Here is a 20,170-nt window from a genome sequence, read left to right as displayed (position 1 = left end):
AACACCCACGGGGAAATGGGGCTCCGAGTGTCAACGTCGTGGTCACACCGCAGCGTCGTCTCGCCTGAGACGCTACGGATGATCGAACGCGCCCGTGCCCAACTGCTCACAGACGATCCCTCCCAGGACGCCCTGAACGACCTCCGCGCCCTGGTCGCGGAATCCTGGCGCCGGGCGTCGGCAGGCGGCATCAGGGTCGACGCCCTGCCCCGGTCGACCTGACGGGCAACGAACTCGACGAGTACCTCAGGGGCACCCGCTCGCGTCCGTGCTGGACCTGGTGTGCGGCCTGCTCCTCCCGGCGACACGAGCGACTCGGGATCGTCATCGCCGTGGGTGACGCCGCGGGCAGGCTCCTGTGGGTAGAGGGCGACCGGGAGATCCGAGACCGAACCTCAGGCATGGGGTTTGTCGCGGGTGCCAACTGGTCGGAGGCCGCGATCGGCACGTCGGCGCCAGGCACGGCGCTCGCGCTCGGCCGCACGGTGCAGATCCGCGGGTCGGAGCACTTCAACCTCAACGTGGCCCCTGGTCGTGCACCGCGGTGCCGGTCCGCGACCCCGAGACCAGGCGGGTCATCGGCGTCCTCGACATCACGGGAGGCCCGCAGGCCGCGACCCCGCAGGCCCAGATGCTCGTCGACGCCACCGCCCGGGCCGTCGAGTCCGAGCTGCTCATCGCCCGGCTCCGGGCGCGCCATGAGGTGCCCGTCCGGCGGCAGTCACGCAGGAAGCGGGTGGACACGGCCACGCTCCAGGTGCTGGGTCGGAGCCGGGCCGCCCTGGAGTTGAGGGCAGATGACGGGGCAACGGCCGTGGAGTTCGGCCGCAGGCACGCCGAGATCCTGCTCCTCCTGCGCCTGAGCCCCGCGGGCCTCTCGGCGGAGCGGCTCGCCGAGCTGGTCTACGGGGAGGGCGCGGACGCGGCCACCCTCCGCCCCGAGATCGTGCGGCTCCGCAGGACCCTGCGCAAGGCGACCACCCGCATCGACCTCGCGTCGCGTCCCTACCGGCTCGTGGGCGACCTGACCACCGACGCGCATGGCGTCCTCGGTCTCCTCGACCGCGGGGCCCACCGGGTCGCTCTGGCCGCCTACCGGGGCGAGGTGCTGCCCGGATCGGAGTCTCCCGGGGTGATCGCCTTCCGCAACACCGTCCGCACCGCTCTGCGTGAGGCCCTGCTCGCCGAGGCGAGCCCCGACACCCTGCTCGCCTATGCCGACACCGAGGAGGGCGCCTTCGACCGCGAGACCCTGATGCTGCTGCTGGACGTGCTCCCGGCCCGTTCACCGCGGCGGGCAGGGGTGTTGGCGCGCATCGACCGCCTCGACGCAACGTAGCTGCAACCTTCGACGGCCTAGCGTCTCCCACACGTCACCGGAGACGAAGGGATCTCCGCGGGCGACGAGTCGAAGGAGACACGCGCAATGACACTCACCGAGGACGCAGTAGCCAACGAGACCACGTACGCCGCGCCCGGCCGGCCCGGCGCGAAGGCCACCTACCGGGCCAGGTACGGCCACTACATCGGAGGCGAGTTCGTCGAACCGGTCAAGGGCGGCAACTTCGAGAACCTGTCGCCCGTCAACGGCAAGCCGTTCACCGAGGTCGGTCGCGGAACGGTGGAGGACATCGACCGCGCCGTCGACGTCGCGTGGCAGGCGTTCCAGTCGTGGAAGAAGACCTCCGCGGCATACCGCGCCAACGTCCTGAACAAGATCGCCGACCGGATGGAGGACAACCTCGAGGCGATCGCCGTGGCCGAGACGTGGGAGAACGGCAAGCCCATCCGTGAGACGCTCGCGGCGGACATCCCGCTCGCCATCGACCACTTCCGCTACTTCGCAGGCGTGCTGCGGGCCCAGGAAGGCGGCCTCAGCCAACTGGACGAGCACACCGTCGCGTACCACTTCCACGAGCCGCTCGGCGTCGTCGGGCAGATCATCCCCTGGAACTTCCCGCTGCTGATGGCCGTGTGGAAGCTGGCCCCTGCGCTCGCCGCAGGCAACTGCGTCGTGCTCAAGCCGGCGGAGCAGACCCCCGCCTCGATCCTGTTCCTGTTCGAGCTCATCGGGGATCTGCTCCCCGCCGGCGTGGTCAACATCGTCAACGGTTTCGGCATCGAGGCCGGTGCCCCACTCGCGCAGCACAAGCGGATCCGCAAGATCGCCTTCACCGGCGAGACCACCACCGGCCGCCTCATCATGCAGTACGCGTCGCAGAACCTGATCCCGTGACCCTCGAGCTCGGCGGCAAATCGCCCAACGTGTTCTTCGAGGACGTGGCCCGCGACACCGGCGACTCCTACTACGACAAGGCCCTCGAGGGGTTTGCCCTCTTCGCGCTCAACCAGGGTGAGGTATGCACCTGCCCGTCCCGCGCGCTCATCCAGCGCAGCATCTACGACCGGTTCCTCGGCGACGGCCTCGAGAGGGTGGGACGGATCATCCAGGGCAACCCGCTCGACCTGACCACCATGATCGGGGCCCAGGCTTCCAACGACCAGCTCGAGAAGATCCTCTCCTACATCGACATCGGCAGGCAGTCGGGCGCAAGGCTCCTGACCGGTGGCGAGCGCGCCGACCTCGGCGGCGACCTGAGCGACGGCTACTACATCACCCCGACCGTGTTCGAGGGCACGAACGACATGCGGATCTTCCAGGAGGAGATCTTCGGGCCCGTGCTCGCTGTGACCAGCTTCACCGACTTCGACGACGCGATCGCGATCGCCAACGACACCCTCTACGGGCTCGGGCGGGCGTCTGGAGTCGCAGCGGCGACACCGCCTACCGTGCGGGTCGCTCCATCGAGGCCGGCCGCGTCTGGACCAACACCTACCACCAGTACCCGGCCCACGCCGCGTTCGGCGGGTACAAGCAGTCGGGCATCGGCCGGGAGAACCACCTCAAGATGCTCGAGCACTACCAGCAGACCAAGAACCTCCTCGTCTCCTACGCCGACGGGCGATGGGGTTCTTCTGATCGGCGGCGCGGTCCTTTCACCGCACCGCCCAAGCGAGGGCCCCGGAGCCTCCCCGCCCCCACGAGGAGGCACCGGGGCATCCTCCGAAAGGAGAAGGCCATGAGTGAACCACGCCGGGTCGAGATCACCGACGCCGCCGCCGACCTGCTGCGCACCCTCGCGGCGCAGCACGGGCCCCTGATGTTCCACCAGTCCGGCGGCTGCTGCGACGGCAGCTCGCCGATGTGTTACCCGGTGGGGATGTTCCTCACGGGCTCCTCCGACGTGCTGCTCGAAACACTCGCCGTCGAGGGCATCGATCCGGTCGAGGGGGTCTGTCAAATTAACGGTGTATCTCATGGTTGTTTGACTCTCAGTATCGGCGGCCGGCGGAGAGCCGTCCGTCGAAGGTGATCTCGAACGCGTTCAGGGCACCCTTCCAGCGCTGCGTCCAACGGGCTCTGCCCTTCCCGGTGGGGTCCAGCGCCATCACAGCGAGGTAGACGCACTTGAGCGCGGCCTGCTCGTTGGGGAAGTGCCCACGGGCCTTGACGGCCTTGCGGATCCTGGCGTTGACCGACTCGATCGCGTTGGTGGTACACACGATCCGGCGGATCTCCTTGTCGAACTGCAGGAACGGAACGAACTCCGGCCACGCGTTCTCCCACAAACGCACGATCGCCGGATATCGGGCCCCCATGCTTCGGTGAACTCCAGGAACCGGTCCTCGGCCGCCGAGACGGTGTCAGCGGTGTAGATCGGCCGCAGCGCGCGGGCCAGCTTGTCCCAGTCCTGCCTTGCCGCGTAACGGAACGACCCGCGAATCAGGTGCACCACACAGGTCTGCACGATCGCTTGCGGCCACACGTTACCCACCGACTCGGGCAGCCCCTTCAGCCCGTCACACACCAGCATCAACACGTCCGTCACGCCACGGTTCTTGATCTCGGTCAGCACCTGCTGCCAGTACTTCGCGCCCTCGCCGCCGTCCCGGCCCACAACCCAGGATGTCGCGGTTCCCGTCGACAGTGACCGCCAACGCGACGTAGATCGGCCGGTTCGCGACCTGCCCGTCACGGACCTTCACATGAATCGCGTCGATGAACACCACCGGATACACCGGGTCCAGCGGCCGGTTCTGCCACTCGCCCATCGAGTCCAGGACCTTGTCAGTGATCGTCGAAATCGTGGTCTTCGACACCTCAGAGCCATAAACATCGGCCAGATGCGCCGCGATGTCGCCATGCGTCAGCCCGCGAGCCGACAGCGACAACACCACGTCCTCGATCGCCCCCAAACGCCGTTGCCGCTTCGCCACCACGACCGGCTCAAACGACCCGGCCCGATCCCGAGGCACAGCGATCTCGACCGGGCCGGCCTTCGTCAGCACCGTCTTCGACCGCGTCCCGTTACGAGCGTTGTCGCTGCCCTCGACCCGCTCGTGCTTGTCATAGCCCAGATGCGCGGTCATCTCGCCCTCCAGGGCCGACTCCAGGACCAGCTTGGTCAGCTGAGCCAGCAGCCCGCCTCGCCCTCCACGGACAGCCCCAGCCGCTGCGCGTCGCCCACGAGCTGCGCCACCAAATCCTTGTCCACCAGCGGGGCGTTCCCGTCGCCGTCACCTCGTCACCCTCCATCACGACCGCCTCAGCGACCGGCTCAACCTGCATCCTCATCGGGTACCTCCTACATCGGAGTTACACCGGAAAACGTACAGTCCCCAGACTCGCCTTGGCGGCGCTCCGAACATCCGGATCTGCCGCGACCCGGTGGCTTATTCGTGAGACGGTCCCTCGGTTTCGGTGAGTTGCCGGAGCGCTTGGACGTGGCCGAGGTAGGCGGTGCGTCCTGCGGGGGTGAGTCGGATCCAGGTTCGTGGTCTGCCGAAGGGTTGGGGGCGTTTTTCGAGGGTGAGGTAGTTGGCTTGGGCGAGCAGTTTGAGTTGCTTGGAGAGTAGTGACGTCGAGATCTCGAGGGCGTCTTCGAGGGCGCTGAACTCGAGGTCGGTGGCGGTCGCGAGGGCGGCGGTGATCCGGAGCCGGGTTGGGGCGTGGATCAGGTCGTCGAATCTGGGGACGGGGGGTTCCCAGCTCATATGAGGTCGTAGCGGTCGTAGTCCCCGGCGATGAGGCGCCGGATGCGGTAGCGCTCTTCCGAGCGCAGCCAGGCGTATCCGCCCATGGCCGCGATCAGTCCCGCCCGAGGGAGTACCAGGGTTGCCAGTTGGGTGGTGCTTCGATTTGGCCCAGGACGAACAGCACGGCGTACAGCAGGGCGAACCTGAGCGTGCGAGCACCGATGGCGCGTTGGTCGAGCACCTGCCCTCGTCCGCGGGCTTGCCGGTGCAGGGCAACCGCGAACACGAGCGAGCCAACGACCAGGACGACGATCGCGGCCACCCAGTATCCGGCTGTGCCGAGGGCGATGGTGGCGCCCGCTGCGGTGCTGATGCCCGCGTCGATCCACGCGGGCCGCCGGGTGGCCGTCGCGGCGGCGGTGCGTGACGCGGTGATCTGCTCGAGGCTGGCCCGGGCCTCTTCAGGCGTGGGCTGCTCGTGGGCGTCCATGGCCGCCTCTCTGTGAGTTGGTTTACAATGAGGAAAGTATCTAGCGTGGTTGTCGTTGCGTCAACCAACTTGGACGCTGCCACCTGCCGCAGTCGCCAGCCCAAACGCATCCGGACATGCCGCGCCCGGTGTGATCGGTGCGACCTTTTCGGGTTCGTCAATCGAGCAGCGGGATGTCGAGGTCGTAAGCCAGGACAACCGCCCGGGCGAGCTCGGCCTCTTGTGCGTAGGTGAGAAACCCGACGGTCCGGCCGAGCAGCTTCCTCGGAACGGTGACGACGTTGTCGAGTGAGATCACGCCGTCGTGGTCGAGGCCGTTGGCCCGGCCGACCGGAACCTCGCTGGACAGGCCCTTGGTCGTGGAGGTGATCGGCGCGATCGTGACTTTCGTCATGGCAGCACGCGCGGCTTCGCGAGTCAGAACGACTGCTGGTCGTGTCTTGTCGAGCCGCACCAGGCAGATCTCGCGCACTGGTCAGTCCTCGACGGTGGTGTGTGCGACGGACCAGTTGACCAGCTCGTCGAGCTCGTCAGTGGTGCCCCGCTCGCGCAGGATGGCGGCGTCGTGCTCGGCAACCTGACGGCGCATCTCGCGCTCGAGGGCACGTGCCACCAGTGCTGCTCGGCTGGGAGCGTTGCCGGCGGCCACGGACTTGTCGAGGAAGGCCACCATGTCGTCGGGGAGTCGGATCGCGATCTGTACGGTCATGTCACCGATCATACCAGCACGGGTCCCATATTGGGATGCACTCTCATGCCGCGGTGTGCGAGGGTAGCCTTCGGCTTCGGTGTCCCCGAGCACGACCGCCCTCAATTGCCGCTTCTGGGACGTTCAAGTCCGGTCTGGCAGGTGTATCGCCAGGCCGAATCGCATCGGTGCCGCTGCCGCGTGACTTCGACTCTTCCGTCCATACTTGCAGGAACGTACGTCATAACGTACGCTGCTTGGTGGAGGTGGTACCCATGACTGCTGTAAGCGCAACGTCTGCCCGCGCGAACCTGTACCGGTTGATCGACCAGGTCAACGAGGAGTCCGAGCCGCTGACCATCACCGGCCAGCGTGGCAACGCCGTGCTTATCGGCGAGGAGGACTGGCTCGCCATCCAGGAGACGCTGTTCCTTGAGTCGGTACCGGGGTTGGCCGAGTCGATCCGTCGCGCCCGCGCCGAGGGTGTCGACGCTGGCTCGACCGAGCTTGACTGGTGAGTCCCTGGACTCTGGTGTATTCGCGCCAGGCCCAGAAGGACGCCAGGAAGCTGGCCTCCTCAGGGCTGAAGACGAAGGCGCGGCACCTGCTGGAGGTTCTGGCCCAGGACCCGTTCACCACGCCGCCCAAGTACGAGAAGTTGGTCGGCGACCTCGCTGGCTGCTACTCACGGCGCATCAACATCCAGCATCGACTTGTCTATGAGGTGCTGCCTGATCGCCACGTCGTCCACATCCTGAGGATGTGGACCCACTACGAGTAGCCCCCACCGAACATCCGGACATGCCGCCCTGAGCTCGGGCATGGGCATCTCCGGGATCTACGTCAGCTCGGCCTGACCGGTGGGACACCGACGGCACCGCGAGCCAGCCGGAAGCCAAGGTCATCGAAGGAGGCCGCTGGGTTGGTCTTGCGGCGCACTCCTGATCGGCAGCTCCACTCGGCATCGCTCCACCCGCCACCACGAATGATGCGGTATGAGCCGTAGACGTCCGCGTCGTACAGGTCCCAGCACCATTCCCACACACCGCCGAGCATGTCGAACAAACCCCAGCCGTTCGGCTCCTTCAACCGCACGGGACTGGAAGATCCGCCAGAGTTGTCGGCGTACCAGGCGATGTGTTCCAACTCGCCATACCGGGCACCCGTGGTTCCCGCGCGGCAAGCGACGTGCCATTCCGCATCACTGGGCAGGCGGTACCCGTCTGCGTGGTGGTTCCAGACGACGTCCCAGTCATCGAGCCTGGGCTCGCTGTGCGGTCGCCACTGGGTCGGCTCCGCCACGATCTTCTTCGAGACCTCGTAAACCGGATCCAACCCTCGCGAGTGGAGAGCAGGTTGCAGAAAGTGATCGCCTCCCTCCAGCTGATGCCGGACTTCGGGTGCCCGGACAGGGAGAGGTCACTCGGTTGTCCCATGGCCCTGTCCCACTGCTCGCAGGTCACGACAGTCTCCGCGATGTCGAACGGTTCCACCCTGACCGTCCAGGATTCTCCCGTGCGACGATCGACCACGACGTCGTCAACGGCGCCCGTCGGTGGCACCGTGACCATGCGAATCTCCATGGCCGCAATTCTCAATCACGTGCCACGGTGAAACGAATCCCCGCCCTCGTGAACCGGGCTGCAGTAGCCGATGAACGTCCTGTACTGCCGCGAGGCGCAGCAGCACTGGGCACTCTTCTACCGCGCGCTCATGGCGGAGAGCGGCGGGGACCTTCCGCGGCCGCGCCGCGTGGGCGCGTAGTGGTCCCGCGCTGGCCCGGCGATCGTTGACTGGTGGGGCTTCCAGGGCCACTGTGGGCCTGTGTGTTGGATCGATTGACTGTTGCGGAAGCATGGGGGTGAGCGGGGTGGCCGAGGTGGATCCGATGGATGACACGATCTGGCGATGGGTCATTCATCACTACCGCTTCGACCCGGAGAGGCGGCAGCGTCGAGACGTCGTGGTGGCTGCCTTCGACAACGCGGCTGAGTTGGAGGCGGCGGTGAACCAGTACCACCTGGAGATCCAGGTCGGCATTGACGGCGGTGTCCGTGATGACCGTGAGCGTGTCACTGGCGTGGTGTGGCACCCGGGCTATCACAGTGAGCGGGCGCGGGGGCGGACCCTGGCGTCCTCTGGTTCGCGGCCCGGGAGCTGTGGCGCGGCGGGGACGGTGCCCTGTCCCGGCGCGGCGGATGGCGCGGCTTCCTCATCGCGTGTCTTGCCAACAGCATCCTCGCGACCGCCAGGGGCTTCCTCTAGACGGTATGGGTGACCCACGCCTCAGCACATACGCACGGTCAGCGGTGGCACTGTGTGTTGAGCCAGGTCGCTGCGGTCTTGTGGGCAGTGTCCACGTCGGCGGACTGTTCGGGTGGTACCGGACCGCCGTTCCAGGTCTTGCCAGTACGGTCCACGTCGACTGCCGTGGTGATGAGGATCTGGGTGCCGTCGTACAGGCTCCTGACCTGGTTGGCCGACGAGTAGCCGGCCGTCGGCGCACCGAAGCTGCGCGCATGACCCAGGCCGCGGAAGGCCAGCACCGTCGCCTCCCCGAACTGCCATTGTCCGGGCCCTGCAGCACCGCGATCGGCTGGGAGAGCTTCGCGGCATCGGCGACGGCCATCGAGACCTGACCGCCCTGGGACACTGTGCCGCCCTCCAAGGTCTCCCACACCACGGTGCCAGAGCGGTCCTTGAAGCCCACGAGGTTGCCGTCGGGCAACAAGGCCGACAGTCCTGCGAGCATGGGGCCCATGTCACCGCCATGATTGTGGCGCAGGTCCACGATCCAACCGCAGGTCGTGGCCGTGCGCGACGAGGCAATCCCGTTCGCCAACGTGTCCGCGTAGGTCTGTTTGAAGGCCTTGTCCGACACCGCCTGCTCCGGCACCACCACCGTGGTGATCCCTCCGGCGCTGCGCAGCGTCGGCAACGGCCGTTGCGGCATCGCCTCATCCAGGCCCTTGCCCGAATCCATCACCTTGCTGTGGTGACCGCCCGCGACGACCACCGCCCTGCGCAGCGCCGGGATGGTCTCCGCATAGGACTTCGCGTCCCGCGTGTCCGCGACGGCCTGTGCCCGGGCCGTGCGCCAGCTCTCACCAGTCGCGTAGTACCCGCCATCCATGATGCCCAGCGCGGCATCGGCATAGGCCGCAGGGCTCGGAGGCACCAGGTACACGCCATAACGCGGACCAAACTTCCAGACCGCGGCACCCGCCAGCAGAAGCAGGACGAGGAATGTGGCCACGATGACCTTCACACGTCGACGGATGCGCTGACGCCGAATACCTGGGGTGGTGGGGTACTCACCCGCTCATGCTCCCCTGCCCGGGGCCACCGTCAACCGGCAATGCATACAAACCTCGCCCAGCAGATCGGACTTCCTCCTGGCGACCAGGCCCATGCCCATGCCCAAACGGTAGCTGAGGCGACGTCGCGAGCACGGTGTCGCCCCTGGAGGTCCGGATGCGATGGGTGCTTGACGTCCGCTGCTTTACGCGGAAAGGCCTGCGCTCTACCGGACTGTGATTGAGTTCGGTGCATGACTTCGTTGGTGATGCTGTGGGAGCCACACGATGCTGCCGTGGTCCTGCGTGAGCGGTTCGGCCACGACGGAGCTCCCGGCGCAGCGGCGTGGCTCGGGAGCGTCCTGTCCCAGGACTTCGGCAGGCAGATGGCGAGCTGCGACAAGATCGTGATGAGCGACAGCAACGCGCTGGCTTGGCTGCAGACCTTCGACGGTGACCGGCTCATCCTGAAGTGGTCAGACGCGAGCATGACCGCCGCGGTCGTGAGCAGCCACCACAGTTCGTCCATCCCAGGCGGATCGGCCCACGGGCCGAAGTAGAACATCGTGACCATGACTGCTGCCGTGACGATCGCCACCAGGGCGACGCCGACGATCAGCTCGAGGATGAATCGCACCACCACCTAGCCTCCTTCGACTGCCGGGGGTCTGTCAAGTTTTCGGTGTATCTCATGGTTGTTTGACTCTCAGTATCGGCGGCCGGCGGAGAGCCGTCCGTCGAAGGTGATCTCGAACGCGTTCAGGGCACCCTTCCAGCGCTGCGTCCAACGGGCTCTGCCCTTCCCGGTGGGGTCCAGCGCCATCACAGCGAGGTAGACGCACTTGAGCGCGGCCTGCTCGTTGGGGAAGTGCCCACGGGCCTTGACGGCCTTGCGGATCCTGGCGTTGACCGACTCGATCGCGTTGGTGGTACACACGATCCGGCGGATCTCCTTGTCGAACTGCAGGAACGGAACGAACTCGGCCCACGCGTTCTCCCACAAGCGCACGATCGCCGGATATCGGGCGCCCCACTGCTCGGTGAACTCCAGGAACCGGTCCTCGGCCGCCGAGACGGTGTCAGCGGTGTAGATCGGCCGCAGCGCGCGGGCGATCTTGTCCCAGTCCTGCCTTGCCGCGTAACGGAACGACCCGCGGATCAGGTGCACCACGCAGGTCTGCACGATCGCTTGCGGCCACACGTTACCCACCGACTCGGGCAGCCCCTTCAGCCCGTCACACACCAGCATCAACACGTCCGTCACGCCACGGTTCTTGATCTCGGTCAGCACCTGCTGCCAGTACTTCGCGCCCTCGCCGCCGTCACCGGCCCACAACCCCAGGATGTCGCGGTTCCCGTCGACAGTGACCGCCAACGCGACGTAGATCGGCCGGTTCGCGACCTGCCCGTCACGGACCTTCACATGGATCGCGTCGATGAACACCACCGGATACACCGGGTCCAGCGGCCGGTTCTGCCACTCGCCCATCGAGTCCAGGACCTTGTCAGTGATCGTCGAAATCGTGGTCTTCGACACCTCAGAGCCATACACATCGGCCAGATGCGCCGCGATATCGCCATGCGTCAGCCCGCGCGCCGACAGCGACAACACCACATCCTCGATCGCCCCAGACGCCGTTGCCGCTTCGCCACCACGACCGGCTCAAACGACCCGGCCCGATCCCGAGGCACAGCGATCTCGACCGGGCCGGCCTTCGTCAGCACCGTCTTCGACCGCGTCCCGTTACGGGCATTGTCGCTGCCCTCGACCCGCTCATGCTTGTCGTAGCCCAGATGCGCGGTCATCTCGCCCTCCAGGGCCGACTCCAGGACCAGCTTGGTCAGCTGCGCCAGCAACCCGCCCTCGCCCTCCACCGACAGCCCCAGCCGCTGCGCGTCGCCCACGAGCTGCGCCACCAAATCCTTGTCCACCAGCGGGGCCGTTCCCGTCGCCGTCACCTCGTCACCCTCCATCACGACCGCCTCAGCGACCGGCTCAACCTGCATCCTCATCGGGTACCTCCTACATCGGAGTTACACCGGAAAACGTACAGTCCCGGTCGAGGTGTACATGTCGGAATCGCAGTACGGGTACTGGCGCAACACGCACCTGACGATCGACGTGGTGCACGGCCGCGGTGCCGGGTTCAGCGTCGAGGCTCCGACCGGGCAGCGGTTCCTGATCCGGTCGCGGATGTTGACCGACGAGGAGGTGGCCCACTTCGGCCTGCTGCCGCGGCTCTGAGAACGCCGGCTCCGCCAAGGGGTGGGGTCGTCCGGTGTGGGGTTTGTGGCCGGTTTTTTGAGCGGGACCGGTCAGAACTGGCCACTGGTCGATTTTGGGAAGGGTCCGGCAGGGAGAAGGGTCGTCCGGGGTGGGGTTTGTGGCCGGTTTTTTGAGCGGGACCGGTCAGAACTGGCCACTGGCCGATTTTGGGAAGGGTCCGGCAGGGAGAGGGCGGGAGCGGGGAGACGGTTGGGTAGGCTCGGGGATGGTTGAGGAACTATCCGAGCGGCAGAAGGCCGCGCTGATCCGCCACCAGCTGACTGAGGCGTCGGCGCGGGCGGAGGCGGCGAAGGCGCAGGTGCTGATCGACCAGTTCCTGCTCGACGCCGAGGCCGCCGGGCTCAAGCCGAGGCCGTTGAAGGCCCGCACGCTCGACGGGCACCTCGTCAAGACCGACAAGGTCGGCTGGTACCTGCGCACGAACCATTCCGTCGCACTCGACACCGATGGCAACTATTACTCGCTCGTCGTGCCCGGAGGGTGGAAGGAGCGGTTCACGGGCGTCAAGCTCCAGCCGACGCTCGCCCCGCTCGTGATCGGCCGTGGCGGCCGCGACGGGGAGACCGGCGACCTGAAGGAGTTCCTCGCCTGGGCCCTCGACGGGTCGATCCCGCAGGAGTGACGCGGACCGGGCCCGGCTCGGGTGCCACGAACCGTCCGGATGCGGGAACCAAGGGGTATGAGAGAGAAACCACCGGGTCGCGATCAGGAGTGGCTCGAAGCGCTGTTCGACCTCCACGCCACGACGGTGCGGGCTTATGCGATCCGGCGGGTCGGCCATGACGCCGCAGACGATGTCGTCTCGGAGGTCTTCGCCACCGCCTGGCGACGCCGCGGTGCGGTCGCCGAACCGGCCCTTCCATGGCTGTTGCGAACCGCGCACCACGTCATCGCCCACGAGAAGAGGTCGCTCGCCCGCCGACTCAACGTGCGCGACGCCGTCGCCGGTGTCGCCGCGGGCCCGGCGCCGGGAGCCGACTCGGCCAGCCGCGTGCTGGCCGAGAGCGTGCTCGCCCAACTCGCGCCCACCGATGCTGAGATCCTGCGGCTCGCCGCCTGGGAGGAGCTCACCCCGGCGGAGATCGCCGTCGTGCTCGACCTCAGCGACTCCGCAACGCGCTCCCGCCTCATGCGCGCACGGCAGCGCGCCCAAAAGCTCCTCGCGGAGCCTTCCGCCGCGCCCAGCCTGCGCGTCGTCCCTCAGCTTCAAGGAGACCTGTCATGAACGACCTCGACACCCTGCTCCGCGCCGCAGACCCGGGCGCCGACACCCCGCCTACACGCCCGCCCAGCGCCGAGACATCCTGAGCCGCGCCGCCGCCCGGCCCCAAGCCTTCCCGCCGCCCCTCGGCTGGCGCATGGGCGCGGTGGCGGCGGCGACCCTCACAGTCGTCGCGCTCGGAATCGGCAGCCTCGGGGCTCTGGGGCAACCGCCCGCGCCGAGGAAGTGCTGACCCAGGCCGCAATCAACGCCGTTGATCCTCCGGCCGAGCCCGGCCAGTTCTGGCTCATCAGCACCACATCAACGGGGGTTGCTGAGTACTCCGACCCTGACCAGGAGTCAGGCGAATGTGCCTACAAGACCATCGACCTCACATACGTCTCAGTTACTGGTGAATCACCATCCTGGTTTGTGAGCTCGGCAGCCGAAGTCGCGAGCAACCAGCAACCGTGTGTCGACTCCTCCTCGCTCCGCAGCGACACGTTCACAAACGACATCATCCCTAACCAGAGGCCGGCCTCCTGGCAGCATCCGAGCCCGGCATTCCTGGCATCTCTCCCGCGTGATGTGACCCAACTGCGGGAGCGGCTCTACGAAGACTCTCGTGGGCATGGACAGGACGCTCACTCGGAGGTGTTCGTCTACGTGGCAGATGTGCTGCGCTCGGGCTTGGTTCCCGCCGATCTGCGGTCCTCACTCTTCGGTGTGCTGAAGTCGCTGCCCGGCATCGAGGTGTCTGAGGAGTCTGTCGACGCAGGCAGGGACGTCGTGGTGCTGGGGATCGGCGATGCAGGGGAACCCACCGCATGAAGCTTGACCCAGCGGGTGGTCAGGTTGTTGGCGAACAGTATCTGACTCCCCAGGGGAGGTCAGGCGTGAGTCCAGCGTCCATCGGAGTCTGGTCGACGCCATCCCGACTCTGTCATTACTGATGCGGTCCATCAGGTGTGCGTCATCGCCGATGATGGCGCCACCGAGTGCCGGCCGGAGTAGGTGGGTTTGTCCGTCGCCTGTGGGCCGCAGCTGGATCTCTCAGTGTTCGCTGAACCCCTTTCCGAGGACGTCCGGGCCCGGGAGGTCGGGTGCTGGACCTTCCGCGACGTGGACGTCCTTGCTGTCGTCGTTGGCCAGGTCGGCATTCACGTCGCCCGCGTTGTAACTCGCGGTCAGCGTCCGGTAGCTCCTGGTCAGGAAGGCGAGGCACGTGACCAGGAAGCCGACCAGGCTCGCGAGCACGAACACCAGCGCGATGCCGCGGGCGTGGCCGTCGCCCAGCAGCCAACCCCAGGTCGAGTGGCCCGACGGGGACTCCGCGTAGGGATCAGCCAGTACTCCGCGATGGGGCCGATCAGGAACGCGCTGATCGGGGCGGCCGACACCTCGATGGCCTGGGCGAAACCGAACACGCGGCCCTGCTTCGCCAGCGGGACCACCCGCTGCAGCAGCGTCTGCTCGGCCGCCTCGATGAACGGCACCACCGCCATGTAGAGGAAGATTCCGACGACCAGCAGGACGATCGAGTCGCGCAGCGTGAACAGGCCGGCGATCGTCCACATGACGAGGTTTGCGAGCAGGAGGGCGCGCAGCGGTCTTGCGCCGAGGCCGAACCTGGCGATCAGCCCACCGCCGACGATGAAGCCGATGCTGGAGAGGCCGAACACGATGCCCCATGTCTCCACGGGCATCAGCTCGAGGCCGTAGGGGTCGAGCAGCGACATGAAGACGCCACCGAGGAAGTTGTTGAACGTCGAGAAGACGATCAGGCCGATGAGCCCGGGCACCGCGATGACGGCGCCCCACGCGGCCTTGAAGTCGACGGCCTTCGGGGTGCCGTCCGCGTGGACGATCTCCGGCTCCGGGATGCGGATGAGCCACAGGTGGACCATCGAGGCCAGCATCACGACGATCGAGATGAGCAGCACCGGGCCGAGGCCCAGCTGGCCCATGGCAAGGCCGGAGAGCACGCCCGTCACGAGCATCGTCAGGCCGTTGACCGCGCCGACCATGCCGTTGGCCTTGGCCCGCCCCTCGGACGGGACGAGCATGGTGACGCAGGTCGACAGCGCAAGGCCGCGGATCATCGCGAGCAGTGCGCCCAGGAGGATCAGGCAGGCGAAGATCCAGAACCAGGGCTGCCCGAGGTCGATCAGGCTGCGCGCGGGAACCAACAGGTACATGAGGCCGGCCAGCAGGAACATCGCCGTCGTGCCGATCGCCGAGGCCGTCATCACGACGTGCTTGCGGAACCTGTCGATCAGCGAGCCGAAGGGGACGCCGAGGACCGCCATGCCGAACATGTAGGCGCCGCCGAGGAACGCGGTGGTGAGGACAGAGCGGGTCTCGAGGTAGGCCCAGAAGGTGATGGCGTACCAGGCGAACGCCGTGCCGAGCATCGCGGCGGCGGTGTTGATCAGGACGTGGGCGAAGGCGCGGCTTCTGGCCGACTGGTCTGAAAGCACGAAGCAACCTAACACGGTGGGGCCGACACAATCGACCACGTGTGCTGTGGCTGGCGTCCGAAACGCCGTTTCGGGAGGGGCGGTCTGCGGGGTGCTTCGCTGTCGCTGTCGGCGTCGCTGGATGCGTCTGGTGCCTGGATGCGTGATGCGTCTGGCGCCGGGCAGCCCCGGCCGGTCGTCCGGCGGCGTGGTTGTTGCGTTTTGTGGGCTGCTGTGTGGCTGCGGGGGTCAGGTTGTCGAGGCCGCCGGCCGTCCGTCCGGGTCTGCCCTTTCCGGTGCGCGAAGCTGTGGTCGGGAGTGCACGCCCGTGGGTATGCGGCCGCGTCGCCCCTGGGCCGGGTGGGTCTGGGCGGGATGCCGGTCGGGTGATCGTCGGGTTGGGCGTTCCTGCGCCGTTGGCGACGGGCGCCCTGTGCGGCCGGTGGGTTCCCTAGGTCGCGTCTGTCTCCTGCCGTGGTCCCGGCGGGTCGCGTCTGTCTTCTGCCGCGGCCCGTTTGGCCCTGTTTGCGCAGTTTCCCGCGTCTGGCGTCGGTCTGCTTGCTGCAGCCGCGGATACCAGGCCCGTTACGCCGGCAGGCGGGGATCGCCCCGATCAGGGCCTTCGTGTACGGATCGACCGGCTCGGCGAGCACCCGCAGCGTCTTCCCGGTCTCGACGGCGGCTCCGTCTCTGAGTACCAGGACCCGCTCACACAGTGCCGCCACGACGCTCATGTCGTGCGACACCATCACCACGCTCAGGCCCCGCTCCTTCTGCAACCGGCCCAGCAGCTCGATGACGTCGATCCTGGTCGTCACGTCCAGCGCGCTGACGGGCTCGTCGGCGATCAGCACCCGCGGGTCGGTCACCAGCGCCCGCGCGATCGCGATCCGCTGTCGCTGCCCGCCGGAGAACTCGTGCGGGTACCGCTTCAGCGTGTCGTCGCCGAGGCCCACCTCGGCGAGCACGGTGCGGACCCGCTCCTTCAACACCGCGCCGGTCCGCTCGATCCCGAGCGACACCAGTGGCTCCGTGACGATCCGGTCGATCCGCATCCGCGGGTCGAGCGACGCGAACGGGTCCTGGAAGACGGGCTGGACGGCGCGCCGCAGCCGCCGGACGGCGTCGCGGCCACTCAGCTCGGCGCCCTCGAACAGCACCCGTCCACTCTCGGGCCGGGTGAGGCCGAGCAGCAGGTTCAGCGCGGTCGACTTGCCCGAGCCCGACTCGCCGACGATCCCGAGGCTCTTCCCCTCCTCGACGGCGAGGCTCACGTCGCGCAGCGCCGGACCGGAGGCCCGCGGTAGCGGAACGTCACCGAGTCGAGGGCGAGGACGGTGCTCACTTCAGCCTCCCGGTCGTCAACGCCTCGTCGAGCGCGCGGGCGCTTGCCACCAGGCGACGGGTGTACGGATTCTGCGGGGTCGAGATCAGCGCGTCGATCGGGCCCTCCTCGACTATGTGACCGTGCTCCATCACGATGCCGCGCGTCACGGTCTGCGACACCACCGCCAGGTCGTGCGAGACGAACAGCAGGCCCATGCCCCGCTCGTCGCACAGCTGCCGGATCAGCGCCAGGATCCCGGCCTGCACCGTCACATCCAGCGCCGTGGTCGGCTCGTCGGCGATCAACACCTCCGGCCGGCAGGCGAGCGCCATGGCGATGGCGACGCGCTGCCGCTGGCCACCGGAGACCTCGAACGGGAACGACCTCACCATCCGCTCGGGGTCGGGCAGCCGCACCTCCTCGAGGGCCTCCAGCACCGCGGAGCGCAGCGCCGGGCCCTTCAGCCCCGGTGCCGGGCGAGCGGCCCTCCACCTGCCTGCCGATCCGCATCAGCGGATCCAGCGCGGTCGACGGGTCCTGGAACACCTTCGCCACCCTCCGGCCGCGGATGGCCCGGAGCGACCTCGGGTCGGCCCCGACAACCTCGGTGCCGTCGACCACGATCGACCCGCTCGCTCGCAGAGCGCGCGGCAGCAGGCCGAGGATGGCGAGCGTGCTGACCGACTTGCCGGAGCCGGATTCGCCGACCACCCCGAGCCGCTCCCCGTCGCCCAGCCCGAACGACACGCCGTCGACGACCCGGCGGCCCGACGGCAGCGCGATCGAGAGGTTCTCCACGTCGATCCTCATCCGCGTTCCCTTCTCGTCGGGTCGAGTCGCTCCCGCAGGCCGTCGGCCAGGAAGTTGGCGCCGAGGACGATCGCGACGATCACCAGGCCCGGCGCGATGGCGGCCCACGGCGCCGTCAGCACCGTCTTCTCGGCCCCTGCAGCAGGCGGCCGAGCGACGAGTTGGGCGGCGGGACCCCGAGGCCCAGGTAGCTGAGGCTCGCCTCCGCGAGCACCGCGCTGCCGAAGATCAGGGCGGCCGTGACGACAAGCATCGGCCACATGTTGGGGAGCAGGTGCAGCCGCACGATGCCCCACGCGTTGGTGCCCGACGTGCGGGCCGCCGTCACGAACTGCTGGTTCAGCAGGCGCTTCGCGAGGATGCGGGTCAACCGGGCGACGACGGCGGACGCCGCCAGGCCGATGGAGACCACCGCGGTGGAGAGGCTGGCGCCGCGGGCCGCGCCGATCAGCATGGCGAGCAGCAGCGTCGGGAACGCGATCAGCACGTCGAGCAGCGACGACTGGATGTCGTCGACCCAGCCGCGCGCGAACGCCGCGAGCGTCCCGACCGTGACGCCGACGACCATCGCGACGATGACGCTGCCGGCCCCGACGACGAGCGCGATCCGGGTGCCGACCATCAGGTAGCTGAACGTGTCGCGGCCGAACGTGTCCGTCCCAGCCAGTGGGTCGCGTTGGGTGCCTCGAGCCGGGAACCGGAGGTGTCGCCGAGCGGGAACGGGAGCCACACCAGCGACAGGAGGGCCAGCAGCACGGTCAGGGCGAGGAGCACGGTGCCGAGCGTCAGGCTCACGGGCCACCGGCGACGGCGCCGCCCGGCTCGGCGACCACGGTGTCCTGCAGGTCGGCGCTCATGCGTGGGCCCCGAAAGGCTGACCCGCAACCGCGGATCGACGACGCGCTGGACGATGTCGGCGAGGAAGCCGATCGCCAGCACGAAGAGGTGGTCACGAGCAGGACGCCCTGGATGGTGGGTAGTCGTGCTGTTCGATGCCGCGGGTCAGCATGCTGCCGAGCCCCGGGAGGGTGAACACGCTCTCGACCACCACGGCCCCGAGCAGCGTCGAGGCCAACTCGATGCCGAGGATGGAGATCACGGGCACCGAGGCGTTGCGGACGCCGTGGCGCCAGAATGCCCGGCCGAAGCTCGCGCCGAGGGCCTGCGCGTTGCGCAGGTAGTCGCTGTCGAGGACGTCGAGCACCACCGACTGCACGTAGCGGGTCAGCGAGGCCGTCATCACCATGACGATGGTCAGCACAGGCAGGAACAGGGAGCGCAGCGCGTCGGCGGGGTCGGCCCAGTCCTTGCGGGGGAAGCCTCCGGAGGGAACAGTCGCAGCTCGAGCGCAAGGATCCACACCAGCAGGATGCCGATCCAGAACACGGGCACGGCGATGCCGACCTGCGCGATGCCGGACACCGCGGTGCCGAGCCGGGTCTCCGACCGCACCGCGGCCACGTAGCCGAGCAGGCTCGCCAGAACCACCGAGATGGCGAAGGCGATCAGGGTGAGTGGGAGTGTCACGGTGAGGCGTTGGGCGATGTCGTCGGCCACCGAGGCCCGGAGATGAACGAGGTGCCGAGATCGAGCCGGGCGAGGTCGCCCAGCCAGTTGCCCAGCTGCTCGTGGAGCGGCAGGTTCGAGCCGACCTGCTCGCGGGCCGCCTCGATCTGCTCGGGTGTCGCGTCGATCGACACCAAGGCGTTGGCCGGATCGCCGGGAAGCACCCGCAGCAGAAGGAAGATCAACAGCATCGCTCCCAGGAAGGAGACGACGAGAAAGGCGGAGCGCCTGAGCAGGTACCTACCCATGGCTCCGCCTTTCCAGGCCCGGACAGGGCATCAGGCCTTGGTGATGTTGTACACGTAGAACTGCGAGTTCAGGCCGTTTACGGGTATCCCGAGACGGCGCTGCTCGCCACCACGATCTGTGGGTAGAGGTAGAGCCAGTTGCTGGCGGCCTCGGTCGCGATGATCCGGTTGGCCTCCTTGAGCTTCGCGGTCTGGTCCGCCTCGGACGTCGCCTGTTCGGCCTCGCCGATCAGGCGCTGCACCTCGGCGTTGTCGTAGCCCCAGTAGAAGTCCGGGTTGCCGTACCAGACGACGTCGCGGTCGTTGACGTGCTCCTGCAGCGTGGCCTGGAAGTCGCGCTCCTTGAACACCGTGGTGTACCACTCGTCGGCCGTGATCACCTTGATCTCGACGGTGACACCCACCTTCGCGAGCTCCGACTTCAGGAACTCGGCGACGACGGGGTGCGGGTCATAGTTGGGTGTCAGGAGCGTGAAGCTGAACCCGTCGGCCAGCCCCGCCTGGGCCAGCAACTGCTTCGACAGGTCGGGTCGTAGGGGTTGAGGGAGGTCAGGTCCTCGTACCAGGATCGGTGGGCGGCACCATCGAGCCGATGAGCGTGCCGTGCCCGGCCCAGACCGAGTCGAGCAGCTTCTGCCGGTCGACGGCCGAGTAGACGGCCCGGCGCACCAGCGGGTCGTCGAACGGGCGACCCGGTCGTTGAAGGCGAGGACCTCCTTGGTGGTTGAGGTGCCCTCGCTGATGGTGAAGTCCGAGTTGTT

The 20,170-nt window shown here is 67.8% G+C and carries 27 protein-coding genes and 5 pseudogenes; 11 read left to right on the top strand and 21 right to left on the bottom strand.

Annotation, left to right across the window (positions count from 1 at the left end; all coding sequences use genetic code 11):
• Positions 1–78 precede the first annotated feature (78 nt).
• The 4 genes and pseudogenes from G7085_RS09275 to G7085_RS09260 all read left to right on the top strand — a co-directional run bounded on the left by G7085_RS09275 (position 79) and on the right by G7085_RS09260 (position 3,374).
• Positions 79–222: a hypothetical protein gene (locus G7085_RS09275; RefSeq protein ID WP_197510741.1), complete on the top strand. Its 144-nt coding sequence runs from the start codon at positions 79–81 to the stop codon at positions 220–222.
• 322 nt (positions 223–544) lie between these two features.
• Positions 545–1,339 carry a sigma-54-dependent transcriptional regulator family protein gene (locus G7085_RS09270; protein ID WP_197510740.1) on the top strand — a complete coding sequence of 265 codons (795 nt, stop codon included), beginning with the start codon at positions 545–547 and terminating at the stop codon, positions 1,337–1,339.
• Positions 1,340–1,426: 87 nt separating this feature from the next.
• Positions 1,427–2,879, top strand: a pseudogene (locus G7085_RS09265) (aldehyde dehydrogenase family protein); the annotation flags it as partial.
• A 201-nt stretch (positions 2,880–3,080) separates the two neighbouring features.
• Entirely contained in the window at positions 3,081–3,374 is a 294-nt protein-coding gene (locus G7085_RS09260; RefSeq protein WP_197512829.1) for a DUF779 domain-containing protein, read from the top strand.
• Here G7085_RS09260 and G7085_RS09255 read toward each other — a convergent pair.
• The 5 genes and pseudogenes from G7085_RS09255 to G7085_RS09235 form a co-directional block, all read right to left on the bottom strand.
• A pseudogene (locus tag G7085_RS09255) lies at positions 3,334–4,559 on the bottom strand (IS256 family transposase). The gene G7085_RS09260 and the pseudogene G7085_RS09255 overlap by 41 nt on opposite strands.
• A 175-nt stretch (positions 4,560–4,734) precedes the next feature.
• Positions 4,735–5,055: a transcriptional regulator gene (locus G7085_RS09250; RefSeq protein WP_197510739.1), complete on the bottom strand. Its 321-nt coding sequence runs from the start codon at positions 5,053–5,055 to the stop codon at positions 4,735–4,737.
• Between the two features lie 94 nt (positions 5,056–5,149).
• Positions 5,150–5,527, bottom strand: coding sequence for a hypothetical protein (locus G7085_RS09245; protein WP_197510738.1), 378 nt, complete (start codon positions 5,525–5,527; stop codon positions 5,150–5,152).
• A gap of 157 nt (positions 5,528–5,684) precedes the next feature.
• Positions 5,685–5,999, bottom strand: a complete 315-nt coding sequence (locus G7085_RS09240; RefSeq protein WP_197510737.1) for a type II toxin-antitoxin system PemK/MazF family toxin — start codon at positions 5,997–5,999, stop codon at positions 5,685–5,687.
• 3 nt (positions 6,000–6,002) lie between these two features.
• Entirely contained in the window at positions 6,003–6,236 is a 234-nt protein-coding gene (locus tag G7085_RS09235) for a YlcI/YnfO family protein (RefSeq protein WP_197510736.1), read from the bottom strand.
• A 254-nt stretch (positions 6,237–6,490) separates the two neighbouring features.
• Here G7085_RS09235 and G7085_RS09230 point away from each other — a divergent pair, with 254 nt between their 5' ends.
• Entirely contained in the window at positions 6,491–6,733 is a 243-nt protein-coding gene (locus G7085_RS09230) for a type II toxin-antitoxin system Phd/YefM family antitoxin (protein WP_197510735.1), read from the top strand.
• The gene (locus G7085_RS09225) at positions 6,730–6,996 is read left to right on the top strand and encodes a Txe/YoeB family addiction module toxin (protein ID WP_197510734.1); all 267 of its coding nucleotides are present in this window, start codon (positions 6,730–6,732) and stop codon (positions 6,994–6,996) included. The genes G7085_RS09230 and G7085_RS09225 overlap by 4 nt, the downstream gene beginning before the upstream one ends.
• 62 nt (positions 6,997–7,058) lie before the next feature.
• Here G7085_RS09225 and G7085_RS09220 read toward each other — a convergent pair whose 3' ends face one another.
• Complete coding sequence (locus G7085_RS09220; protein WP_331715576.1) at positions 7,059–7,517, bottom strand: formylglycine-generating enzyme family protein; 459 nt, start codon at positions 7,515–7,517, stop codon at positions 7,059–7,061.
• Between the two features lie 910 nt (positions 7,518–8,427).
• Positions 8,428–9,471 carry a S41 family peptidase gene (locus G7085_RS09215; protein WP_197510732.1) on the bottom strand — a complete coding sequence of 348 codons (1,044 nt, stop codon included), beginning with the start codon at positions 9,469–9,471 and terminating at the stop codon, positions 8,428–8,430.
• A gap of 309 nt (positions 9,472–9,780) precedes the next feature.
• Here G7085_RS09215 and G7085_RS09210 point away from each other — a divergent pair, with 309 nt between their 5' ends.
• A complete protein-coding gene (locus G7085_RS09210) occupies positions 9,781–10,071 on the top strand; it encodes a hypothetical protein (protein WP_197510731.1) in 291 nt (96 codons plus the stop codon).
• Between the two features lie 146 nt (positions 10,072–10,217).
• On the opposite strand, the pseudogene G7085_RS09205 reads toward G7085_RS09210, so the two are convergent.
• A pseudogene (locus tag G7085_RS09205) lies at positions 10,218–11,485 on the bottom strand (IS256 family transposase).
• Here G7085_RS09205 and G7085_RS09200 point away from each other — a divergent pair.
• The 4 genes from G7085_RS09200 (at position 11,436) to G7085_RS09185 (ending at position 13,830) form a co-directional block, all read left to right on the top strand.
• Positions 11,436–11,756, top strand: coding sequence for a DUF779 domain-containing protein (locus tag G7085_RS09200; protein ID WP_197510730.1), 321 nt, complete (start codon positions 11,436–11,438; stop codon positions 11,754–11,756). The pseudogene G7085_RS09205 and the gene G7085_RS09200 sit on opposite strands and share 50 nt — an antisense overlap.
• A gap of 247 nt (positions 11,757–12,003) precedes the next feature.
• Positions 12,004–12,420, top strand: coding sequence for a hypothetical protein (locus G7085_RS09195; protein ID WP_197510729.1), 417 nt, complete (start codon positions 12,004–12,006; stop codon positions 12,418–12,420).
• 57 nt (positions 12,421–12,477) lie between these two features.
• A complete protein-coding gene (locus tag G7085_RS09190; protein ID WP_197510728.1) occupies positions 12,478–13,023 on the top strand; it encodes an RNA polymerase sigma factor in 546 nt (181 codons plus the stop codon).
• A gap of 222 nt (positions 13,024–13,245) precedes the next feature.
• Complete coding sequence (locus tag G7085_RS09185; RefSeq protein WP_197510727.1) at positions 13,246–13,830, top strand: hypothetical protein; 585 nt, start codon at positions 13,246–13,248, stop codon at positions 13,828–13,830.
• Between the two features lie 222 nt (positions 13,831–14,052).
• Here the strand turns inward: G7085_RS09185 and G7085_RS09180 are convergent, their stop codons facing one another.
• The 13 genes and pseudogenes from G7085_RS09180 to G7085_RS30015 form a co-directional block, all read right to left on the bottom strand.
• Positions 14,053–14,256, bottom strand: a complete 204-nt coding sequence (locus tag G7085_RS09180) for a hypothetical protein (protein WP_197510726.1) — start codon at positions 14,254–14,256, stop codon at positions 14,053–14,055.
• Positions 14,208–15,479, bottom strand: a complete 1,272-nt coding sequence (locus G7085_RS09175; protein WP_197510725.1) for an MFS transporter — start codon at positions 15,477–15,479, stop codon at positions 14,208–14,210. The genes G7085_RS09180 and G7085_RS09175 overlap by 49 nt, the downstream gene beginning before the upstream one ends.
• A gap of 8 nt (positions 15,480–15,487) precedes the next feature.
• The gene (locus tag G7085_RS09170; RefSeq protein ID WP_331715575.1) at positions 15,488–16,732 is read right to left on the bottom strand and encodes an ABC transporter ATP-binding protein; all 1,245 of its coding nucleotides are present in this window, start codon (positions 16,730–16,732) and stop codon (positions 15,488–15,490) included.
• 67 nt (positions 16,733–16,799) lie between these two features.
• A complete protein-coding gene (locus G7085_RS36265; protein ID WP_456300393.1) occupies positions 16,800–17,222 on the bottom strand; it encodes an ATP-binding cassette domain-containing protein in 423 nt (140 codons plus the stop codon).
• Positions 17,223–17,340: 118 nt separating this feature from the next.
• Positions 17,341–17,595: pseudogene (locus G7085_RS36260) on the bottom strand (ATP-binding cassette domain-containing protein); the annotation flags it as partial.
• Positions 17,592–17,717: a hypothetical protein gene (locus G7085_RS30020; protein ID WP_269451823.1), complete on the bottom strand. Its 126-nt coding sequence runs from the start codon at positions 17,715–17,717 to the stop codon at positions 17,592–17,594. The pseudogene G7085_RS36260 and the gene G7085_RS30020, both read right to left, overlap by 4 nt.
• Positions 17,711–18,217, bottom strand: a complete 507-nt coding sequence (locus G7085_RS25205) for an ABC transporter permease (RefSeq protein ID WP_231979364.1) — start codon at positions 18,215–18,217, stop codon at positions 17,711–17,713. Before G7085_RS25205 ends, G7085_RS30020 begins: the two co-directional genes overlap by 7 nt.
• The gene (locus G7085_RS25200) at positions 18,217–18,534 is read right to left on the bottom strand and encodes a hypothetical protein (protein WP_231979363.1); all 318 of its coding nucleotides are present in this window, start codon (positions 18,532–18,534) and stop codon (positions 18,217–18,219) included. The genes G7085_RS25205 and G7085_RS25200 overlap by 1 nt, the downstream gene beginning before the upstream one ends.
• Positions 18,535–18,544: 10 nt before the next feature.
• The gene (locus tag G7085_RS25195; protein WP_331715574.1) at positions 18,545–18,856 is read right to left on the bottom strand and encodes an ABC transporter permease; all 312 of its coding nucleotides are present in this window, start codon (positions 18,854–18,856) and stop codon (positions 18,545–18,547) included.
• Positions 18,850–19,122 (bottom strand): ABC transporter permease subunit, encoded by a 273-nt coding sequence (locus G7085_RS25190; protein ID WP_231979362.1) that lies wholly within the window; start codon positions 19,120–19,122, stop codon positions 18,850–18,852. The genes G7085_RS25195 and G7085_RS25190 overlap by 7 nt, the downstream gene beginning before the upstream one ends.
• On the bottom strand, positions 19,119–19,409 hold the full coding sequence (locus G7085_RS25185) for an ABC transporter permease family protein (RefSeq protein ID WP_231979361.1): 291 nt from the start codon (positions 19,407–19,409) through the stop codon (positions 19,119–19,121). The genes G7085_RS25190 and G7085_RS25185 overlap by 4 nt, the downstream gene beginning before the upstream one ends.
• Positions 19,410–19,486: 77 nt before the next feature.
• Positions 19,487–19,975 (bottom strand): ABC transporter substrate-binding protein, encoded by a 489-nt coding sequence (locus G7085_RS09150; protein ID WP_331715961.1) that lies wholly within the window; start codon positions 19,973–19,975, stop codon positions 19,487–19,489.
• A pseudogene (locus G7085_RS30015) lies at positions 19,959–20,123 on the bottom strand (ABC transporter substrate-binding protein); the annotation flags it as partial. The gene G7085_RS09150 and the pseudogene G7085_RS30015, both read right to left, overlap by 17 nt.
• Between the last annotated feature and the right edge of the window lie 47 nt (positions 20,124–20,170).

Origin of the sequence: Tessaracoccus coleopterorum (assembly GCF_011174705.1) — a bacterium.
Classification (GTDB): Bacteria; Actinomycetota; Actinomycetes; order Propionibacteriales; family Propionibacteriaceae; genus Arachnia; species Arachnia coleopterorum.
Note: the sequence above shows the minus strand (reverse complement) of the source record. Positions and strands in the feature narration are given on the sequence as shown.

What these genes read in the sequence shown, in the direction of transcription:
- G7085_RS09230 (WP_197510735.1), top strand. Translation starts at nt 6,491, where the DNA reads ATGACTGCTGTAAGCGCAACGTCTGCCCGCGCGAACCTGTACCGGTTG.
- G7085_RS09245 (WP_197510738.1), bottom strand. Translation starts at nt 5,527, where the DNA reads ATGGACGCCCACGAGCAGCCCACGCCTGAAGAGGCCCGGGCCAGCCTC.
- G7085_RS09275 (WP_197510741.1), top strand. Translation starts at nt 79, where the DNA reads ATGATCGAACGCGCCCGTGCCCAACTGCTCACAGACGATCCCTCCCAG.
- G7085_RS09210 (WP_197510731.1), top strand. Translation starts at nt 9,781, where the DNA reads ATGCTGTGGGAGCCACACGATGCTGCCGTGGTCCTGCGTGAGCGGTTC.
- G7085_RS09195 (WP_197510729.1), top strand. Translation starts at nt 12,004, where the DNA reads ATGGTTGAGGAACTATCCGAGCGGCAGAAGGCCGCGCTGATCCGCCAC.
- G7085_RS09235 (WP_197510736.1), bottom strand. Translation starts at nt 6,236, where the DNA reads ATGACCGTACAGATCGCGATCCGACTCCCCGACGACATGGTGGCCTTC.
- G7085_RS09190 (WP_197510728.1), top strand. Translation starts at nt 12,478, where the DNA reads ATGAGAGAGAAACCACCGGGTCGCGATCAGGAGTGGCTCGAAGCGCTG.
- G7085_RS25205 (WP_231979364.1), bottom strand. Translation starts at nt 18,217, where the DNA reads ATGGTCGGCACCCGGATCGCGCTCGTCGTCGGGGCCGGCAGCGTCATC.
- G7085_RS09260 (WP_197512829.1), top strand. Translation starts at nt 3,081, where the DNA reads ATGAGTGAACCACGCCGGGTCGAGATCACCGACGCCGCCGCCGACCTG.
- G7085_RS25185 (WP_231979361.1), bottom strand. Translation starts at nt 19,409, where the DNA reads ATGGGTAGGTACCTGCTCAGGCGCTCCGCCTTTCTCGTCGTCTCCTTC.
- G7085_RS09250 (WP_197510739.1), bottom strand. Translation starts at nt 5,055, where the DNA reads ATGAGCTGGGAACCCCCCGTCCCCAGATTCGACGACCTGATCCACGCC.